The 17,115-nt window shown below is 73.8% G+C and carries 14 protein-coding genes and 1 pseudogene; 4 read left to right on the top strand and 11 right to left on the bottom strand.

All coding sequences use genetic code 11. The annotated features are described in order from the left end of the window. Positions 1-116, top strand: a pseudogene (locus JQX11_RS33715) (IS30 family transposase); the annotation flags it as partial. Between the two features lie 108 nt (positions 117-224). Here the strand turns inward: JQX11_RS33715 and JQX11_RS25735 are convergent. The 6 genes from JQX11_RS25735 to eno all read right to left on the bottom strand — a co-directional run bounded on the left by JQX11_RS25735 (position 225) and on the right by eno (position 5,636). Then, entirely contained in the window at positions 225-1,160 is a 936-nt protein-coding gene (locus JQX11_RS25735; protein ID WP_204927539.1) for a Ppx/GppA phosphatase family protein, read from the bottom strand. 148 nt (positions 1,161-1,308) lie between these two features. Then, entirely contained in the window at positions 1,309-2,550 is a 1,242-nt protein-coding gene (locus JQX11_RS25730; protein WP_204927517.1) for a hypothetical protein, read from the bottom strand. 46 nt (positions 2,551-2,596) lie between these two features. Then, complete coding sequence (locus JQX11_RS25725) at positions 2,597-3,103, bottom strand: amino-acid N-acetyltransferase (protein WP_204927516.1); 507 nt, start codon at positions 3,101-3,103, stop codon at positions 2,597-2,599. A 1-nt stretch (position 3,104) separates the two neighbouring features. Next, entirely contained in the window at positions 3,105-3,662 is a 558-nt protein-coding gene (locus JQX11_RS25720; RefSeq protein WP_204927538.1) for a DUF501 domain-containing protein, read from the bottom strand. A 34-nt stretch (positions 3,663-3,696) separates the two neighbouring features. Next, positions 3,697-4,320, bottom strand: a complete 624-nt coding sequence (locus JQX11_RS25715; protein ID WP_204927515.1) for a septum formation initiator family protein — start codon at positions 4,318-4,320, stop codon at positions 3,697-3,699. A 32-nt stretch (positions 4,321-4,352) separates the two neighbouring features. Beyond that, positions 4,353-5,636 (bottom strand): phosphopyruvate hydratase, encoded by a 1,284-nt coding sequence (eno, locus tag JQX11_RS25710; protein ID WP_194821928.1) that lies wholly within the window; start codon positions 5,634-5,636, stop codon positions 4,353-4,355. Positions 5,637-5,859: 223 nt separating this feature from the next. Here eno and JQX11_RS25705 point away from each other — a divergent pair, with 223 nt between their 5' ends. Together JQX11_RS25705 and nudC are read left to right on the top strand one after the other, a co-directional pair. Further along, positions 5,860-6,552: a hypothetical protein gene (locus JQX11_RS25705; RefSeq protein ID WP_204927514.1), complete on the top strand. Its 693-nt coding sequence runs from the start codon at positions 5,860-5,862 to the stop codon at positions 6,550-6,552. Next, on the top strand, positions 6,549-7,373 hold the full coding sequence (gene nudC / locus JQX11_RS25700; RefSeq protein ID WP_204927513.1) for an NAD(+) diphosphatase: 825 nt from the start codon (positions 6,549-6,551) through the stop codon (positions 7,371-7,373). Before JQX11_RS25705 ends, nudC begins: the two co-directional genes overlap by 4 nt. A gap of 16 nt (positions 7,374-7,389) precedes the next feature. Here nudC and JQX11_RS25695 read toward each other — a convergent pair whose 3' ends face one another. The 4 genes from JQX11_RS25695 to mfd all read right to left on the bottom strand — a co-directional run bounded on the left by JQX11_RS25695 (position 7,390) and on the right by mfd (position 14,666). Further along, positions 7,390-9,009 (bottom strand): DUF885 domain-containing protein, encoded by a 1,620-nt coding sequence (locus JQX11_RS25695; protein WP_204927512.1) that lies wholly within the window; start codon positions 9,007-9,009, stop codon positions 7,390-7,392. A 135-nt stretch (positions 9,010-9,144) separates the two neighbouring features. Then, positions 9,145-10,128 carry a nucleoside triphosphate pyrophosphohydrolase gene (locus JQX11_RS25690; protein ID WP_204927511.1) on the bottom strand — a complete coding sequence of 328 codons (984 nt, stop codon included), beginning with the start codon at positions 10,126-10,128 and terminating at the stop codon, positions 9,145-9,147. Between the two features lie 2 nt (positions 10,129-10,130). Next, positions 10,131-10,916, bottom strand: coding sequence for a hypothetical protein (locus JQX11_RS25685; RefSeq protein WP_204927510.1), 786 nt, complete (start codon positions 10,914-10,916; stop codon positions 10,131-10,133). Positions 10,917-11,012: 96 nt separating this feature from the next. Continuing rightward, positions 11,013-14,666, bottom strand: coding sequence for a transcription-repair coupling factor (mfd, locus tag JQX11_RS25680; protein WP_204927509.1), 3,654 nt, complete (start codon positions 14,664-14,666; stop codon positions 11,013-11,015). 151 nt (positions 14,667-14,817) lie between these two features. Here mfd and JQX11_RS25675 point away from each other — a divergent pair, with 151 nt between their 5' ends. Next, positions 14,818-15,714 carry a helix-turn-helix domain-containing protein gene (locus JQX11_RS25675; RefSeq protein WP_204927508.1) on the top strand — a complete coding sequence of 299 codons (897 nt, stop codon included), beginning with the start codon at positions 14,818-14,820 and terminating at the stop codon, positions 15,712-15,714. Positions 15,715-16,015: 301 nt separating this feature from the next. Here JQX11_RS25675 and JQX11_RS25670 read toward each other — a convergent pair whose 3' ends face one another. Next, positions 16,016-17,056 (bottom strand): S66 family peptidase, encoded by a 1,041-nt coding sequence (locus JQX11_RS25670; RefSeq protein WP_204927507.1) that lies wholly within the window; start codon positions 17,054-17,056, stop codon positions 16,016-16,018. Positions 17,057-17,115 lie beyond the last annotated feature (59 nt).

Genomic DNA, 17,115 nt, shown 5'->3' with positions numbered 1-17,115 from the left:
CCCAAAACGACCTCGACACCGTCGCGATCCAACTCAACGGCCGCCCCCGACAGACCCTCGGATGGGACACTCCCGCCGAAGCCCTTGATCGACTACTACTTGCACCGACCCCATGAAACCGCCCGGGGTTTTTTGACGCAAACCTCTTGATCACCGGGCTCGACGTCGAGCGGGCGAGGGCGGGGAGAGGGCCGGCGAGGGCCGGGGAGGGTGTTGGTCAGGGGTCAGACGGGTTGCTGGCTCCAGGCGATGCCGTCGAGGATGTCGTGTTCGGAGGCGACCACCGAGGACATTCCGGCCCGCTCCATGATCACCTTGAGCACCAGCGCGCCCGCCCCGATCACGTCCGCGCGGCCCGGGTGCATCACCGGGATCGCCAACCGCTGCGCGGCGGTCCTGCCCAGCAGGTCGGCGGTCACCCCGGCAACCCGCTCGTACGGCACCCGGGCGTGGTGGATGCGCTCGGGGTCGTACTCCTGCAGGTCCTGGGCGATGGCGACGACGGTGGTGACCGAACCGGCGAGCCCGACCAGCGTGGCGGCCTCCCGGCCGGGGACGGCGGCGAGCGCCCGGTCGACGGCGGCGGCGATGTCGGCCTGCGCGGCGGCGACCTCGTCGACGGTCGGCGGGTCGCCGTGCAGGTGCCGTTCGGTCATCCGGACGCAGCCGATGTCGACCGAGATCGCCGCCTGCACCCCGGAGTCGCGGGTGCCCACCACGAACTCGGTCGAGCCGCCCCCGATGTCGACCACCAGGTACGGCGGCTCCGCGTCGGCGGGCAGCCCCCGCACCGCGCCGGTGAACGACAGCCGGGCCTCCTCGTCGCCGCTGACCACCTCGGGCGCGACCCCGAGGGTCTGCTCCACCATGGCCCGGAAGTCGGCCGCGTTGCTGGCGTCCCGGGACGCCGAGGTGGCGCACATCCGCACCCGGTCGACGCCCAGCTTGTCGATCTCGGCGGCGTACCCGGCCAGCGCCACCCGGGTCCGCTCGATCGCCTCCGGGGCCAGCCGACCGGTCCGGTCGACGCCCTGACCGAGCCGGACGATCTCCATCCGGCGGGCCAGGTCGACCAGTGGGGCCTGCGGCCCGGCCGACGGATCGGGCAGGTCGGCGACCAGCAGACGGATGGAGTTGGTCCCGCAGTCGATGGCGGCCACACGCGTCGTCACGGCAGCAACCCTACGGCAGCCGCCGGCCGCCCACCCCGGCACCGACCGCGCACGCGCAGCCCTCGACCGCGCACGGGGGCACCGACCGCGCAGACCCAGCCCCCGACCGGCCACGGCCGGCACCGACCGGCGGCGGTCACCGACGCCGGGACAGTCGTCGCAGCAGCAGCCACGGCACCCAGGCCAGCACGGCGACCAGCACCAGCAGCGCCACCAGCGGCGCCCGCCACCACGGGTCCACCGTCGCCGGTGGCGGGTCGGCGGGCGCGGACACCCACGGGCGGGCGGTCTTCGACCAGGCCAGGAAGGCGTCGCCGATCGGGAGCAGGCCGAAGGCGTACCGGCGGGTGTGCGGGGTGTCCAGCGGAAAGCCGACCAGTTCGCCGTAGTTGGCCAACGCCCCGGCCAGCGCGTCGTCGCCCTGCACCTGGGCCGCGCCGAGGGTCACCACGGTGGCGGAGAAGCTCACCCCGAGCGGCAGCGGCCCCGAGTCGACGTCCCCCGGGCCGTCCAGGCCGCGCGGGTACTCCCGCACGGCCGGACCGAGCCCCAGCGGCGACACCACGAACCCGGTGCGGAAGCGCAGGTACTGCTCGCGGGCGAAGGTCGGGTCGATCTCCGGCAGGAACCGCTGGATGACGCTCTGCGAGGTGCCCCGGGCCACCTCGGCCGGTGCGCCGGTGCCCGGGTCGACCCGGTGCGGCAGCAGGCCGGTACGCGGGTCGAGCCGCTGGCGTACGCCGTCCAGCCAGCGTGCCGTGGTCCGCTCGAACCGGGGCGGCAGCAGGTGGTCGTGCAGCCGCAGCGAGGCCACCGCCACCGTCGAGTCGACCGGCCACGCCTGCCCCGGATAGGCGGCGAGGTACGGCGTGGCCGAGGCGTCGAACGCGGCGGCCAGTGTGGTCGACGCCTCGGTGAACCGGCGTACCTCGTCCGGGTCCCGCTCCGACACCGGTTGCAGGGCGAGCACCCCGCCGCGCAGCCAGTTCGTCCAGCCGGCGTGGAAGACGCCGTACGCCGGGGTCAGGTCGGCGCTGAACGGGGCCGTGCCGGCCGGGGACTCCAGCCGGGCCAGCGCCCACCGGGCCTCCCGCAACGCCTCGTCGCGCCCCTGCGGTGGTTGCCGCAGGCCGGTCTCCACCCGGGCCAGCCCGTACAGCGCGTGGGCGAAGAACCAGCCCTCCGGGAACATCGCCTGGGCGTCCTCGCCGGCACCGTCGTCCAGCTCGGCCCGCAGGTAGTCGAGTTGCCGGTCCACCCCGGGCGGCTGGCGGTCGACGCCACCGGCGGCCGGGGCGATCAGCCGGGCCACGCCGACCAGCGCGAACAGGGTCACCAGGGCGGCGGGCAGGGCAACCAACCGGCGCAGGATCGTCACCGGCCCAGGGTGCCGGGCCGGGTCAAGACACCGCGACCGTCACGGGCTAGAGGCGCAGCAGCATCCGGGTGTTGCCCAGGGTGTTCGGCTTGACCCGTTCCAGGTCGAGGAACTCGGCGACGCCCTCGTCGTAGGAGCGCAGCAACTGCTCGTAGACGGGCTGCGGTACCGGGGCGCCGTCGATCTCGGCGAACCCGAACGCGCCGAAGAACGCCGTCTCGAAGGTGAGCACGAAGATCCGGGCGATGCCCAGCTCCCGGGCGGCGTCGATCAGCTCGGTGACGATCCGGTGGCCGAGCCGCCGCCCCCGGCACGCCGGGTCGACGGCCACGGTACGGATCTCGGCGAGGTCCTCCCACATCACGTGCAGCGCCCCGCAGCCGACCACCCGCCCGTCGCCGGTGACCGCGACCCGGAACTCCTGCACGTCCTCGTAGAGGGTGACGGTGGCCTTGCTGAGCAGCCGCCGGTCGTCGGTGTAGGTGTCGACCAGCCGACGGATGCCGCGTACGTCGCCGGTGCGGGCCCGGCGTACCACGATCTCGTCGGTCATCTCACCCGGCCGTCGGCACGTCCACGCAGGGCCCGGCCGCCCACCACTTCTCCACCAGGGCGAGCGTCTCGTCGCCGAACGGGTTGACCCCGGGGCCGGCACCGAGCGCGTGGCCCAGGTGCACGTGCAGGCACTTCACCCGGCCGGGCATCCCCCCGGCGGAGATGCCGGCGATCTCCGGCACCTCGCCGATCGCGGCCCGGCGGGCCAGGTAGTCCTCGTGCGCGGCCCGGTAGCTGTCGGCCAGCTCCGGGTCCTCGGCGAGCCGCTCGGCCATCTCCTTCATCAGCCCGGCCGACTCCAGCCGGCTGCACGCCGCCGTCGCCTTGGGGCAGGTCAGGTAGAACAGCGTCGGGAAGGGGGTGCCGTCGGCGAGCCGGGGGGTGGTCTCCACCACGTCGGGCAGGCCGCACGGGCAGCGGTGGGCCACCGCCCGGGTGCCGCGGGGCGGGCGTCCGAGCTGCGCGGCCACCGCGGCCAGGTCGGCCTCGGTGGCCGGCTGGTGCTCCGGCGGGGGTACGGAGTCCGCCGCCGGCTCCTGCGGTGGTACGACAGTCACGGTGCCCATCTCTCGTTCGGTACGCGGGTGCTGCTCACTGGTCGGCGGCTTCGCCGTTCGCCGCCCGGACGCTCGACCACAGGGTGTCGTACCAGGGGGCGGGGGCCTTGGGCGCGGCCGGCGGCCGACCGCCGTTGGCGTCGCGGGCCGCGCCGTCGGCGTCGTTGAGCACGATCACCGGGGTCTCCCCCGGCACCACCATGTAGAACCGTTCCCGCGCCTGGATCTTGATGTATTCCTTGTCCTGCCACTTCGCCGCCTCGGCGGAGAGGTCGGAGATGCGCTGCCGCTGCGCGGCCTGCGACGCCTCCATCCGCTCGATGTCGACCTGCTGGTCGAGGTAGACCCGGACCGGATAGGTGTAGGCCAGGGCGAGCGCGAGCAGCACCGCGAACAGGACGGTGGCCCGCCCGGTGAACCGTCGGGGGTGGGGTGCGGCGAGCCGGCGGATGGTGCCGCCGGCCGCCGTGCGGCGCGCCGCCGCCGGGCGGTTGGCCGACCGGACACCGTCGACACCGCGCGAGCGGGCCGCGGCGGTCCGCGTCTCGGCGCGGACCCCGCCGTCGCGCAGTGGCGTGCGGGCGCCCCGGGCCCCGCCCGGCCGGCCGGTCGGCCGGCGGGCCGGGCGTTGGCCACCCGGTGTGCGGCGCTGCTGCATCGTCACACCCCTCCCCCCGAGGTTCGCCCGGGTCAGGCCGAACGGTAACGCGGGAACGCGCCGACGCCGGCGTACCGCGCCGCGTCGCCCAGCTCCTCCTCGATCCGCAGGAGCTGGTTGTACTTGGCGACCCGGTCGGACCGGGCCGGGGCACCGGTCTTGATCTGGCCGCAGCCGGTGGCGACTGCCAGGTCGGCGATGGTGGTGTCCTCGGTCTCGCCGGAGCGGTGGCTCATCATGCACTTGAAGCCGGCCCGGTGGGCCAGGTCCACGGCGTCCAGCGTCTCGGTCAGCGAGCCGATCTGGTTGACCTTGACGAGCACCGCGTTGGCGGCCTTCTCGGTGATGCCCCGGGCGATGCGCTGCGGGTTGGTGACGAACAGGTCGTCGCCGACGATCTGGATCCGGTCGCCGACGGCGGCGGTCAGGGTGGCCCAGCCACTCCAGTCGTCCTCGGCCAGCGGGTCCTCGATGGAGACGATCGGGTAGTCGCCGATGAGCTTGGTGTAGTAGTTGCTCATCTCCTCGGCGCTCTTGGCCGCGCTCTCGAACGTGTAGGTGCCGTTGTCGAAGAACTCGGTGGCGGCCACGTCGAGGGCGAAGACGATGTCGGTGCCCAGCCGGTAGCCGGCCTTCTCGACCGCCTCGGCGATCAGGTCCAGCGCGGCGGCGTTGCTGGGCAGGTTGGGGGCGAAGCCGCCCTCGTCGCCCAGGCCGGTGGAGAGGTCCTTCTTCTTGAGCACCGACTTCAGCGCGTGGTAGACCTCGGCCCCGGAGCGCAGCGCCTCGCGGAAGCTGGACGCCCCGATCGGCGCGATCATGAATTCCTGCACGTCGACGTTCGAGTCGGCGTGCGCCCCACCGTTGAGGATGTTCATCATCGGCACCGGCAGCAGGTGGGCGTTCGGGCCACCGAGGTAGCGGAACAGGCTCAGCTCGGCGCTGCCGGCCGCGGCCTTGGCCACCGCCAGCGAGACCCCGAGAATCGCGTTCGCGCCCAGCTCGCCCTTGTTGTCGGAGCCGTCGAGGTCGAGCATCTTCTGGTCGATCAGCCGCTGCTCGCTGGCCTCGTAGCCGATGAGCTGGTCGACGATCTTGTCCTCGATGTTGGCGACCGCGTTCTCGACGCCCTTGCCCAGGTAGCGGCCCTTGTCACCGTCGCGCAGTTCGACCGCTTCGAAGGCGCCGGTGGAGGCGCCGGAGGGTACGGCGGCGCGGGCGATCGTGCCGTCGTCCAGCCCTACCTCGACCTCGACCGTGGGGTTGCCCCGCGAGTCGAGAATCTCCCGGGCGACGATTCCCTCGATGGTTGCCACTGAGTCGCTCCTCGTTCGTGTGTGCGAATCCGGTTCGGGCCGCGACGGTGCGGCTGAGGCAGGTGTGTTGAACGCAGCGTATCGGGCGACGCCGGACGCCACGGCGTCCGGGGACACGTAGCCCACCCCTAATCGGTACGCCGGGACGGACATTCCCGGATTCTCACCCCTGAACCGGCAACCGGTTTGCGCCGGGTGGACCCGATCGACCACGCTGGTCGCCATGCCCGCCGTCTCGACCACCCTCCGCGTGCTCGCCGTGTCGGTCATCGCGTCGCTCACCGTCACCGGCTGTCAGACCCTCGACGACGCCGGACGCACCCTCGGGCGCGCCGATCTGATCAACGATCTCGCCACCCGGCTCGACGAGTCGCTGGTGCGGACCTGGACCGCCGAGTACCGGCTCGCCGGTGGCCGGGACTTCACCATCGCCCAGACGAAGGAGCCGGCCCGCTCCGCGTACACCTGGACCGCCGGCAAGATCACCGTCTCCGAGCAGGCCATCACCAGGTGCGGGACCACCGCCGGGCGGACCACCTGCACGGTCGAGCCGCCGGTGCTGATGTCCGGTAAGGCCGCCGTGCCGCTGTTCACCGAGGCCCGCAAGGCCGGCCTGGTCACCCCGCCGGCGGTGATCGGCCTGCTCACCGAGGCCGCCCTCGACCCGGCGGCCCAGGTCAAGCAGACCGACACCACGATCACCGGGCACCACGCCACCTGCGTCGAGGTCCGCCGGGCCGCCGGGGACTTCGACACCTGCGTCACCAGCGAGGGTGTGCTCGGCAGCTTCACCGGGGTCCTCGACGGTCAGCCCGTCGAGTTGACCCTGGACCGCTACACCGACTCGGTGACACCGACAGCGTTCGACCTGCCCGCCGGAGCCGGGGTGACCGACCGCCGGCCGGCGACGCCGTGACCGTCCCCCCGCCCGCAGACCCCACCCCCGACCCGTCGCCCGCGCCCGGCGACCTGGGCCTGCTGGTGGCCGGCCACCGGCTCCTCACCACCCCCGGCGGGGGCCTGCCGCGGGTCGGCGAGCTGCCGGCCGGGACCGACTGGGTGCCGGTGGGCACGCTCGACGGGGTGCCGGCCTGGGCGGCGGCACCGGACGGGGCGACCCGACCGGCCGGGCGCTGGCGCAGTTGGCGGGCGCTCGCCGCCGAGCTGCCCGAACCGCTCGCCACGCTCGCCGGGCGGGCGGTGGCCGTGGTCACCTTCCGGCGTACCCACCGCTGGTGCGGGGCCTGCCGGGCGGAACTGGCCGACGTGCCGGGCGAGACGGCCCGACGCTGCCCCGCCTGCGACCTGTACGTGCCGCTGCGGCTCTCCCCGGCGGTGCTGGCGGCGATCACCCGCCCCGGGCCGACCGGCGGCCCCACCGAGCTGCTGCTGGTGCGGCACGCATCCGGCCCGACCGGACTGTGGGCGCTGGTCGCCGGCTTCGTCGAGGCCGGCGAGTCGTTGGAGACGGCGGTCCGCCGCGAGGTCACCGAGGAGGTCGGGCTGGCCCTCGGCAGCGTCGACTACTTCGGCAGCCAGCCCTGGGCGATCTCCGGGCCGGGGGTGCTGCTCGCCGGCTTCACCGCCACCGCCGCCGACCCCACCGCCGAGCCGGAGGTGGACGGGCGGGAGCTGGTGCGGGCCCGCTGGTTCCCGGTGGACGCGCTGCCGGCCGAGCTGCCGCCGGCGTACTCGATCTCCCGCTGGCTGGTCGACGCGGTCGCCGCCCGCGGTTGAGCCGGCCCCGGTCGACTCAGACGCCGAGCAGGGTGCGCAGGTGGCGTGGCGGCGGGCAGTCGTGGGCGAGCATCGCGTCGTGCCACCGGCGCAGCGGCACCCCGGCCGGGCGGGCGGCCGCGATGTCGGCCATCTCGCTGTAGCCGACGAAGTACGTGGAGAGCTGGGTCGAGGTGAGTAGTGCCCGCCGCCACTTGCCGGCCGCCTCGCCCTCCTCCTGGAAGCCGCGTTCGGTCATCAGCGCCAACGCATCCGCCTCGGTCATCTGGTCACAGTGGACCAGCTGGTCGAGCAGGGCATTGATGGTCATCCGGAGCTGCATCTTGAGCTGCTGGAGGCGGACCGGCAGGCCGCCGAAGCCGAGCCCGGCCATCAGCTCCTCGGTGTAGACCGCCCAGCCCTCGATGAACACCCCCGACTCGGTGAGCGCCCGGACCCGGGTGGGGCCGGCGTACCGGCGGGCGTGGGCGAGCTGGAGGAAGTGCCCCGGCATCGCCTCGTGCACGGTCAGGTTGCGGATCATGTGGTCGTTGTACTCCCGGTAGAACGAGTCGACCCGGTGCGCGGGCCAGTCCGCCGGGGTGGGCGCGATGCAGTAGAAGGTGGGCAGGTCGGCCGGCTCCAGCGGGCCGGGCGAGTCGCAGTAGGCCACCGCGACGCCCCGGGCGAACTCCGGCATCTCCTGGATCACGCACGGGTCGTCGACCAGGCTGACCAGGTCGTGCGCCCGGACGAAGTCGACGGCCTCGTCGAGGGTGACCGAGGCCAGGTCCACGATGGAGTGGTCGTCGGGGCGCTCGGCGGCGAGCAGGTCCAGCGCCCGTCGTACCGTCGCGTCGTCGGCCGGGCCGCCGACCAGCTCGACGGCGGCGGCGCGGATCTCGGCGGTGACCCGGTCCAGGTTGGCCCAGGCGCGGCGCTGCACCTCGGCCGCGCCCAGCTCGGTGTCGAGGGTGTGCCAGAGCCGGGCCTCCCAGCGGCGGCGGCCCAGCCGGGGGTCGCGGCCCGGCCCGGTGTCGGCGGCCAGCCCGGCGCGCAGCCAGCCGACGAACTCGTCGAGCGCGGCGATCGCCGCCGTCGCCGCCGGCTCCACCGTGCCGGCCAGCGCGGGGGCCTGGGCGAGCAGCAGCGGCACCTCGTCGCGGATCAGCGCGGCGCTGCCGGCGAACTGCCCGACCGCCGTCTCGGCGTGCACCCGGGGCATGTCCCGCAGCGTCGCCCGCGCGGTCGCCATCGCGTCGGGTACGGCGGTCAGCCGCCCCACCAGGTGCGCCAGTCGCTGCTCCACAGGCGCGTACGGCCGGGCGAGCAGGGCGTGCAGCAGCGGGCCGGGGTTGTGCACCAGCGGGTCCCACTCGAAGGCCCGGATCTCGCTGCGCTCGAACAGTTCCCGGTCGACCAGGGCGGCGAGCAGCGCATGGTCGACCTGCTCCTCGACGTCGAGGGAGTCCGCGTCGACCTCGGCGAGCGCGTCGGCGGCCTCCCGCAGCATCGCCTGGTCGGCGGCGACCGCCGGGGCGGACAGATCGGGCAGCCGGTCGTCGTAGCGGTGGTCCCCGGCCGACGTGGCGAACCCGGGCCGGCTCTCCAGCACGGCCTCGACGATCCGCTCGGCCAGCGGCACGAATGCACCCATCCCCCGACCCTACCCACTCCCCACCGCCCCACCCGCCCCACCGATCACGGGGTTCGCGTCACCGCACCCCGCCCCGGCCTCGTGATCAAGAGGTTCGCGTCACCGGAGCGCACGGGGCTGACGCGAACCTCTTGGTCAACTCGACGAGGTGCGGGGTTCGGAGGTGCGGAGGATGGTGGTGTGGGTGAGGGTGGCGCGGCGCAGGGCGGCCTCGGGGTCCAGGCCGGTGTTGCGGGCCTCGGCGACCAGGGCCAGCAGGGTGGCGCCGAGGCGGGACTCCGGGTCGGGCTGGGCGTCGGGGGACGGCAGCGGCACCGCCAGGCCGGCCCGACCGGCGCGGTCCAGCACCTTGGCCGCCAGGGCCAGGGCGGGTTGGCTCAGCGCGATGCCGTCGAGCACCGACGCACGGGCCTTCTCGGCCTGCTTGATCCGCTCCCAGTTCGCCTCGATCTCGGCGAGCGAACCCGCCTGCGCACCGGAGAAGACGTGCGGGTTGCGGCGGACCATCTTGTCGACCAGGGTGCCGGCCACGTCGTCGACGCTCCACCGCTCGTCCTCGGGCAGGTTCTCCGCGAGGCGGGCGTGCAGCAGCACCTGGAGCAGCACGTCGCCCAGTTCCTCACGCAGCGCGTCGGTGTCGCCGTCGCTTATCGCGTCGTACGCCTCGTAGCACTCCTCGATCAGGAAGCCGGCGAGGCTGCGGTGGGTCTGGGCCCGCTTCCACGGGTCGCCGCCCGGCGAGGCGAGCCGGTCCATCACCTCGACCGCGTCGAGCAGCCGGGCCCCCGGCGGGTCCCACGAGCCGTACATCAGCTCCAGCTCGGCCAGGCCCGGCTGGCGGGCCAGCCGCAGGCCCACCTCCCGGGCCAGGGTCTCGTCGCCGGTCGGGCCGGCCAGCCAGACCGCCGTGCCGTGCGCCGCCGCCGCGTCCAGCAGCGCGTCGCCGGCCCCGGCGGAGACGACGGTGACCTCGACGCCGGCCGCGCGTACCGCCGTGACCTGGGCGCTCTCCGCGCCGGTCAGCACCGGTGCGGAGCGCAGCGTGTCCCAGGCGGCGGCGGTCAGCAGACCGGCCGGCAACCGGGGCGAGGTGACCAGCAGGACGATCCGGGCGGACATGCTCAGGAGGCCGCCGGCCCCTGCTCCGGGGTCGGGCTGGCGACCGGCTCGGGCGTCGACACGTCGGTCACCGGGCCGCTCGCGTCGATGTACGGCAGCGCGTAGAAGACCAACTCCTGGCCCTTGTTGACCCAGGCGGGGACGCCGAGCGGCCGGTACCGGGGGTTGACCTCGACGTCGACCTTGTCGGCCTGCTCGCCCAGCGCGGCGCTCAACGCCGAGGAGGTGCGCACGAAACCGCCGTCGCCGAAGAGCTGCCGCACCTGCGCCACCGACAGCCCCTTGTCGATGCCGCCGGTCTTCTCGATCGCGTGGTAGACCGCCATCACCGACTCGTCGCTCAGGTCGGCCGGCGGCAACTGCTGGCTGAGCACGACGAACAGGTCGGCCCACTCGCCCCACAGCTTCGCGAACTCCGCCTGCGGCGGCATCTGGAGCTGCTGGGCCAACTGGTCCGGGGTGATCTGGTCGGGGACCTGGAGGTTCTTCTCGGCCGCGACCCGCTTGCCCAGGTCGATGCTGACCAGCAGGTTCACCACGTCCTGCCGGGTCAGCCCGGCCCGCAACTGCTCCGGGCTCAGGGTCTGGCCGGACTGGGCCGCGCTCTGCCGCACCGCCTCGGCGTACCTCGTCTGCGCGTCGGTGTAGATCGCGTCCACCCGGGCCACCGAGTAGCGACTGTCGCCGATGTATGCGGCCACATCAGGAGACGCCTTGCCGCAGGCGGTGAGGGAGAGGACACCCAGGGCCGCGACGCTGGCGGCGGCGATGAGACGGCGTGCACGCATGACGGTCACTCTCTCATGCCTGCCTGTGTACGGTGACGCCGCCCACCGTGCGCGGTCGCCCGCCCGACGCCCCGCGCCGGGCGGGCGACGGCCCCCTCATCCCCGCGCCCCCGCCAACGCGGCCGGTTCGCCGAGGACGTCGGAGAGGAGTTGGGCGCACCACTCCAACAACGCCTGGTCGCGCAGCGGCTCGCCGCCGACCCGGCGGGTACTCGGCCGGGGCACGCTGACCTGGTCGGTGGCAGACTTGTAGACCGAGTCCGGGTGGTAGCGCTTGAGCCGCAACTGCTTCGAGTCGGGCAGCGGCAGCGGGCCGAACCGCAGGTGTTTGCCCTGCATGCTGACGTCGGTCAGGCCGTACCGGCGGGCCAGCAGCCGGAACCGGGCCACCGCGACCAGGTTCTGCACCGGGGCGGGCGGCTCGCCGTACCGGTCGGTCATCTCGGCCACCACCTCGCGCAGCCGCGCGTCGTCGCGCGCCTCGGCGAGCTTGCGGTACATCTCCAGCCGCAGCCGTTCCACCCCGACGTAGTCGTGCGGCAGGTGCGCGTCGATCGGAAGGTCGATCTTGACGTCGGTCTCCTCCTCGGTGCTCTCCCCCTTGAACGCCGACACCGCCTCGCCGACCATCCGGACGTACAGGTCGAACCCGACGCCCTCGATGTGCCCGGACTGTTCGCCGCCGAGCAGGTTTCCGGCGCCCCGGATCTCCAGGTCCTTCATCGCCACGTACATGCCCGCACCCAGCTCGGTGTGCTGCGCGATGGTGGCCAGCCGCTCGTGCGCGTGCTCGGTGAGCGGCTTCTCCGGCGGATAGAGGAAGTACGCGTACGCCCGCTCCCGGCCCCGGCCCACCCGGCCCCGGATCTGGTGCAGCTGGGCCAGGCCGAGCAGGTCGGCCCGCTCCACGATCAGGGTGTTGGCGTTCGGGATGTCGATGCCGGACTCGACGATGGTGGTGCAGACCAGGACGTCGAACTCCTTCTCCCAGAAGCCGACCATCACCTTCTCCAGGGCCTCCTCGCCCATCTGCCCGTGGGCCACCGCCACCCGCGCCTCGGGCACCAGCTCGCGCAGCTTGCGCGCCGTGCGGTCGATCGACTCCACCCGGTTGTGCAGGTAGAACACCTGGCCGTCGCGGAGCAGCTCCCGATGGATCGATGCGGCCACCTGCCGGTCGTCGTACGCCCCGACGAAGGTGAGCACCGGGTGCCGCTCCTCGGGCGGGGTGGCGATGGTCGACATCTCCCGGATGCCGGTGATCGCCATCTCCAGCGTCCGCGGGATCGGGGTGGCCGACATGCTCAGCACGTCGACCGAGGCACGCAGCGTCTTGAGGTGTTCCTTGTGCTCGACGCCGAACCGCTGCTCCTCGTCGATGATCACCATGCCGAGGGACTTGAACCGGGTGGCCGTCTGGAGCAGCCGGTGGGTGCCGATGACGATGTCGACGGTGCCGTCGGCGACCATCTCCAGCGTCCGCTCACTCTCCTTGGCGGTCTGGAAGCGGGAGAGCTGCCGGATGGTCACCGGGAACTGGTTCATCCGCTCGGCGAACGTGTTGTAGTGCTGCTGTACCAGCAGCGTCGTCGGCACCAGCACCGCCACCTGCTTGCCGTCCTGCACCGCCTTGAACGCCGCCCGGACGGCGATCTCGGTCTTGCCGTACCCGACGTCGCCGCAGATCAGCCGGTCCATCGGAACGGTCTGCTCCATGTCCCGTTTGACCTCCTCGATGGCGGCCATCTGGTCGGGCGTCTCCTGCCACGGGAAGGCGTCCTCCAGCTCCCGTTGCCACGGGGAGTCCGGGGCGAACGCGTGCCCCTTGGACGCCTTGCGGGCGGCGTAGAGCTGGATGAGCTGGGCGGCGATCTCCCGGACCGCCTTGCGGGCGCGGGCCTTGGACTTCTGCCAGTCCGAGCCGCCCATCTTGTGCAGGGTGGGCTGCTCGCCGCCGACGTAGCGGGAGAGCTGGTCGAGCTGGTCGGTGGGGACGAACAGCCGGTCGCCGGGCTGGCCGCGCTTGCTGGCCGCGTACTCGATGACGAGGTATTCGCGGGACGCGCCGTTGACGGTGCGCTGCACCAGCTCGACGTACCGGCCGATGCCGTGCTGCTCGTGCACGACGAAGTCGCCGGCCTTGAGCTCCAGCGGGTCGATGGTGTTGCGTCGCCGGCTCGGCATCTTGCGCATGTCCCGGGTGGTGGTGCCCCGGCCGCCGGTGACGTCGTTGCCGGTGAGCAGCACGAACTTCGACGCCTCGTCGACGAAGCCGGCGGTCAGGCGACCGCAGGAGACCAGCACCTCGCCAGGGGCGGGCGCGGCCGGCACCTGCTCGGTGAGCCGGGCGCCCAGCCCGGCGTCGCGGAGCACCTCGACGGCCCGCTGGGCGGGACCGTGCCCCTCGAAGACCAGCGCGACCGACCAGCCCTCACCGGTCCAGCGCCTGAGGTCGTCGACCACCCGGTCGGTCTCACCGTGGTAGAGCGGGGCCGGCTGGGCGGCCAGGTTCACCGCGATCGCGTCGTCGGGGGTCACGTCCGTCCCGGCCGGCGCGTCCTCCCAGGGCTGCCGGGCCGGTGCGGCGGCGTCCGCCTCGACCAGTCCGAACGGGGCGAGGGTCCACCAGGGCTGGCGCAGGGCGCGGGCGGCGGCGCGTACCTCGGCCAGGGACTTGAAGGCGGCGGCGCCGAGGTCGACCGGGGCCTGGCCGCCGACGGCGGCCGCGGCCCAGCTCGCCTGCAGGAACTCCTCCGAGGTACGCACCAGGTCGTGCGCCCGGGTGCGGATCCGCTCCGGGTCGCAGAGCAGCACGTGGGTGCCGGCCGGCATGGTGTCCACCAGCAGCTCCAGGCTCTCGCTGCCGAGCAGCGCCGGCACCAGCGACTCCATCCCCTCGACCGGGATGCCCTCGGCCAGCTTGTCGAGGATCTCGACCAGCTCCGGGTGCTCCCCGGCGAGCGCGGCGGCCCGCCGACGCACCGCAGGGGTCAGCAGCAGCTCCCGGCACGGCGGAGCCCACAGCTGCGGTACGCCCTCGATGGTGCGCTGGTCGGCGACGGCGAAGGTGCGGATCTCCTCCACCTCGTCGCCCCAGAACTCGACCCGGGACGGGTGCTCGTCGGTGGGCGGGAAGACGTCCAGGATGCCACCGCGTACGGCGAACTCGCCGCGCTTGGTGACCAGGTCGACCCGGGCGTACGCCAGGTCGGTGAGCCGGCGGGCGACCTCCTCCAGGTCGGCCTCCTCGCCGGCGGAAAGCTGCACCGGCTCCAGGTCGCCGAGGCCCTTGAGCTGCGGTTGCAGCAGCGAGCGCACCGGTGCCACCACCACCCGCAGCGGGCCGGCGTCGGCGTCGGCCCGGACGGTGTGCGGGCCCGGGGCGTCCGGGTGGGCGAGGCGGCGCAGCACGGCCAGCCGCCGGCCGACGGTGTCGGAACGGGGCGAGAGCCGTTCGTGCGGCAGCGTCTCCCAGGACGGGAAGACCGCGACCTGCCCGGCCGGGAGCAGGCTGCCCAGCGCGGCGGCCAGGTCGTCGGCCTCCCGGCTGGTGGCGGTCACCGCGAGCACCGGCCGGCCGGCCCCACCGGCGGCCGGGTCGGCGGCGACGGCGGCCACGGCGAACGGGCGCAGCGCGGTCGGGGCGGTCAGGTCCAGCCCGTCGACCTGGGCGGCACCGGAGCGCGCCAGGTCACGCGCCCGGGCCAGCCCCGGGTCGGCCAGGGCGGCGGAGAAGAGTCCGGTGAGCATCAGTGATCACTTCCAGGAAAGCCGCCGGTCGGCCCGGGGCGCACGAAGATGCCCCCACGCCCGGCCGGGCCGGGGGGTGCATGGCCGCCAGCCTATCTCGCGAGGGAGACAATCGAGCCCGCAGCGGCGGTGCCGCAACGGGGGAGGACCAATGCCACAGCAGTGGGGCGCGGACCCACGCCAACAGACCGCCCAGGGACGATGGCGGGGTCTGGGCCTGCCCGACGGAATGACCTTCTACGAGGTGCGCTGCCTGATCGACGAGCCGGGCTGGGTCGGCCCGGTACCCAACCTCGGCTACCGGGTCTACCTGGGGCGCTCCGGCGGCTACCTGCGCAGGGTCAACGGTGAGATCGCGTTCGCCGATGCGACGTCGGTGCTGCTCACCCGACCCGGCGACGAGATGAGCGTGGCTCATCCGCTCGGCTGCGGCGACGTCTACTCGTGCCTGGAGATCCGCCCCGAGGTCCTTGAGGAACGCCCGGACGCCCGCGACTGGTTCACCCGGCGCAGCTGGGACGGTCAGCTCGACGCCGCGCTGGATCTGGAGCACCGGATGCTGGTGGCGCGCAGCCGGCGCGGTCTGGACGGCTTCGAGCTGACCGAGCACACCCACCAGTTCCTGGCCACCCTGCTCAGCGGCAGCCCCCTGGGCCGGGGCGCCCCGGGTGCGGACCTGGACCGTGCGGTGGGGCGGCGACCGGCCACCCTGGCCGCCCATCGACGCCTCGCCGACCAGGCCCGCCAGGTGCTCGCCGCCTCGGGTTTCACCCTGGGGCTCACCGAGGTCGCCCGGCTGGTCGGCTGCTCACCGCACCACCTGAGCCGGGTGTTCCAGCGGGTCACCGGGCGCAGCCTCACCGCCTACCGCAACGAGCTGCGGGTCCGGGCGGTCCTGGACCTGTTGGGCCGCTCCGATCCGCCCCGGCTGGTCACGATCGCCGCCGAGTACGGCTTCGCCGACCAGGCGCACCTGAGCCGGGTGGTCCGGGAGCGGGTCGGCCACCCGCCCGCCCGCCTGCGTCGGCTGCTCGCACCCGCCGACTGACCGCTCGCTGCCCGGCCTCCGAGTCGCGGGGCGCTGGACGCTGGACGCGGGTCGGGGGTGCCTGTCGCGGCGGGGCCGTCGGCCGGCCGAACCGCGCACGAATCTTCAAGATTTCGACCCCCGTGCCGACCGAGGATGGAACAGCCAGCCCGGTCGGTCGGCGTCGCGCCGGCCGAGGGAGACGCGGACCTGTTCGGGGAGGCCCGCGTACCCCCCAGTCGGGCTGACCGGGGATGCCGTCCGGCACCCGGTGGAGGTGCCGTGCCCCGGTGCGGCACCTCCACGCCCGGCCGCGTTCCGTTCAGTAGCGCACGGCGATGCGTCGTTCGACCGCGTCGACCCGGATCTCCCCGCCGTACGGGATGATCAACTGCGGGTCGGTGTGGCCCAGGTCGACGTCGAAGACCACCACCGCGTCCGGGCGGTACGCGGTCAGCGCCCGGACGACGGCACCCCGCTGGGCGGCGCCCCACGCGAGCCGTTGCGCCACCGGCAGCGGTCGTTCGAAGTCCCACGCCTTGGGCCGGCCGACGACGACCGCCGGGAAGGCGGCGAGCAGTCCCCGCTCGCCCATGTTCCGGATGATCCGGAACACCTCCTGCGCGTCGGGCAGTTCGTTGGAGGTCTCGACGACCAGCACCGAGCCGGCCAGGTCGGCGGCCGACGGGACCCGGTCGGCGGCCATCAGCCAGTGCAGGATCTCCAGACACCCGCCCCAGGTGCGGCCCTCGACGACCGTCGACGGGCCCCGCCAGCGCCAGCCCTCGCCGGGCAGCATCGGCGGTTCGACCGCGAGCGTGGCCGGGTCCCGCCAGTCGCCCGGTTCGTCACCCCACTGCGGCGCGGGGGTCAGCTCGTACCAGTCGGAGGTGAACAGGGCGGCGCGCAGCGAGTCGAGGGTCAGCGGGTGCGGCGCGCCGGGTCGGCCGAGGTGCACCAGCACCGAGCCGCCGTGGTAGGCCACCATCCCCAGCCGGTAGAGGTGGTTGAGGACGTTGGTGTTGTCCGAGTAGCCGAAGTAGGGCTTCGGGTTGGCCCGCAGCACCGCGTCGTCCAGGTGCGGGGTGACCGTGATCAGGTCGTCGCCGCCGACGGTGGCGAGCACCGCGGTGACCGTCGGGTCGGCGAAGGCGGCGGTCAGGTCCCGCGCGCGGTCCCGGGGGTCGGCCCGGGTGTGCCTGGTGGTCGGGTACTCCACCGGCACCAGGCCGAGCTCCTCGCGCAGCCGGCGCAGGCCCAGCTCGTAGACGTGGGGGAAGAGACCCGCCAGGCCGGCGGAGGGGGAGACCACCGCGACCCGGTCGCCCGGCTTCGGCTTGGTGGGGTATTCGGGAAGGGCCACGACCGGAACCTACCGCCCACCACCAGCGGTTTTCGCCCGACAAAGCCCTACAGGTCGGG

Source organism: Micromonospora humida, from assembly GCF_016901255.1.
GTDB classification, from domain to species: Bacteria; Actinomycetota; Actinomycetes; order Mycobacteriales; family Micromonosporaceae; genus Micromonospora; species Micromonospora wenchangensis.
This window is presented reverse-complemented; position numbering and strand designations above follow the sequence as displayed.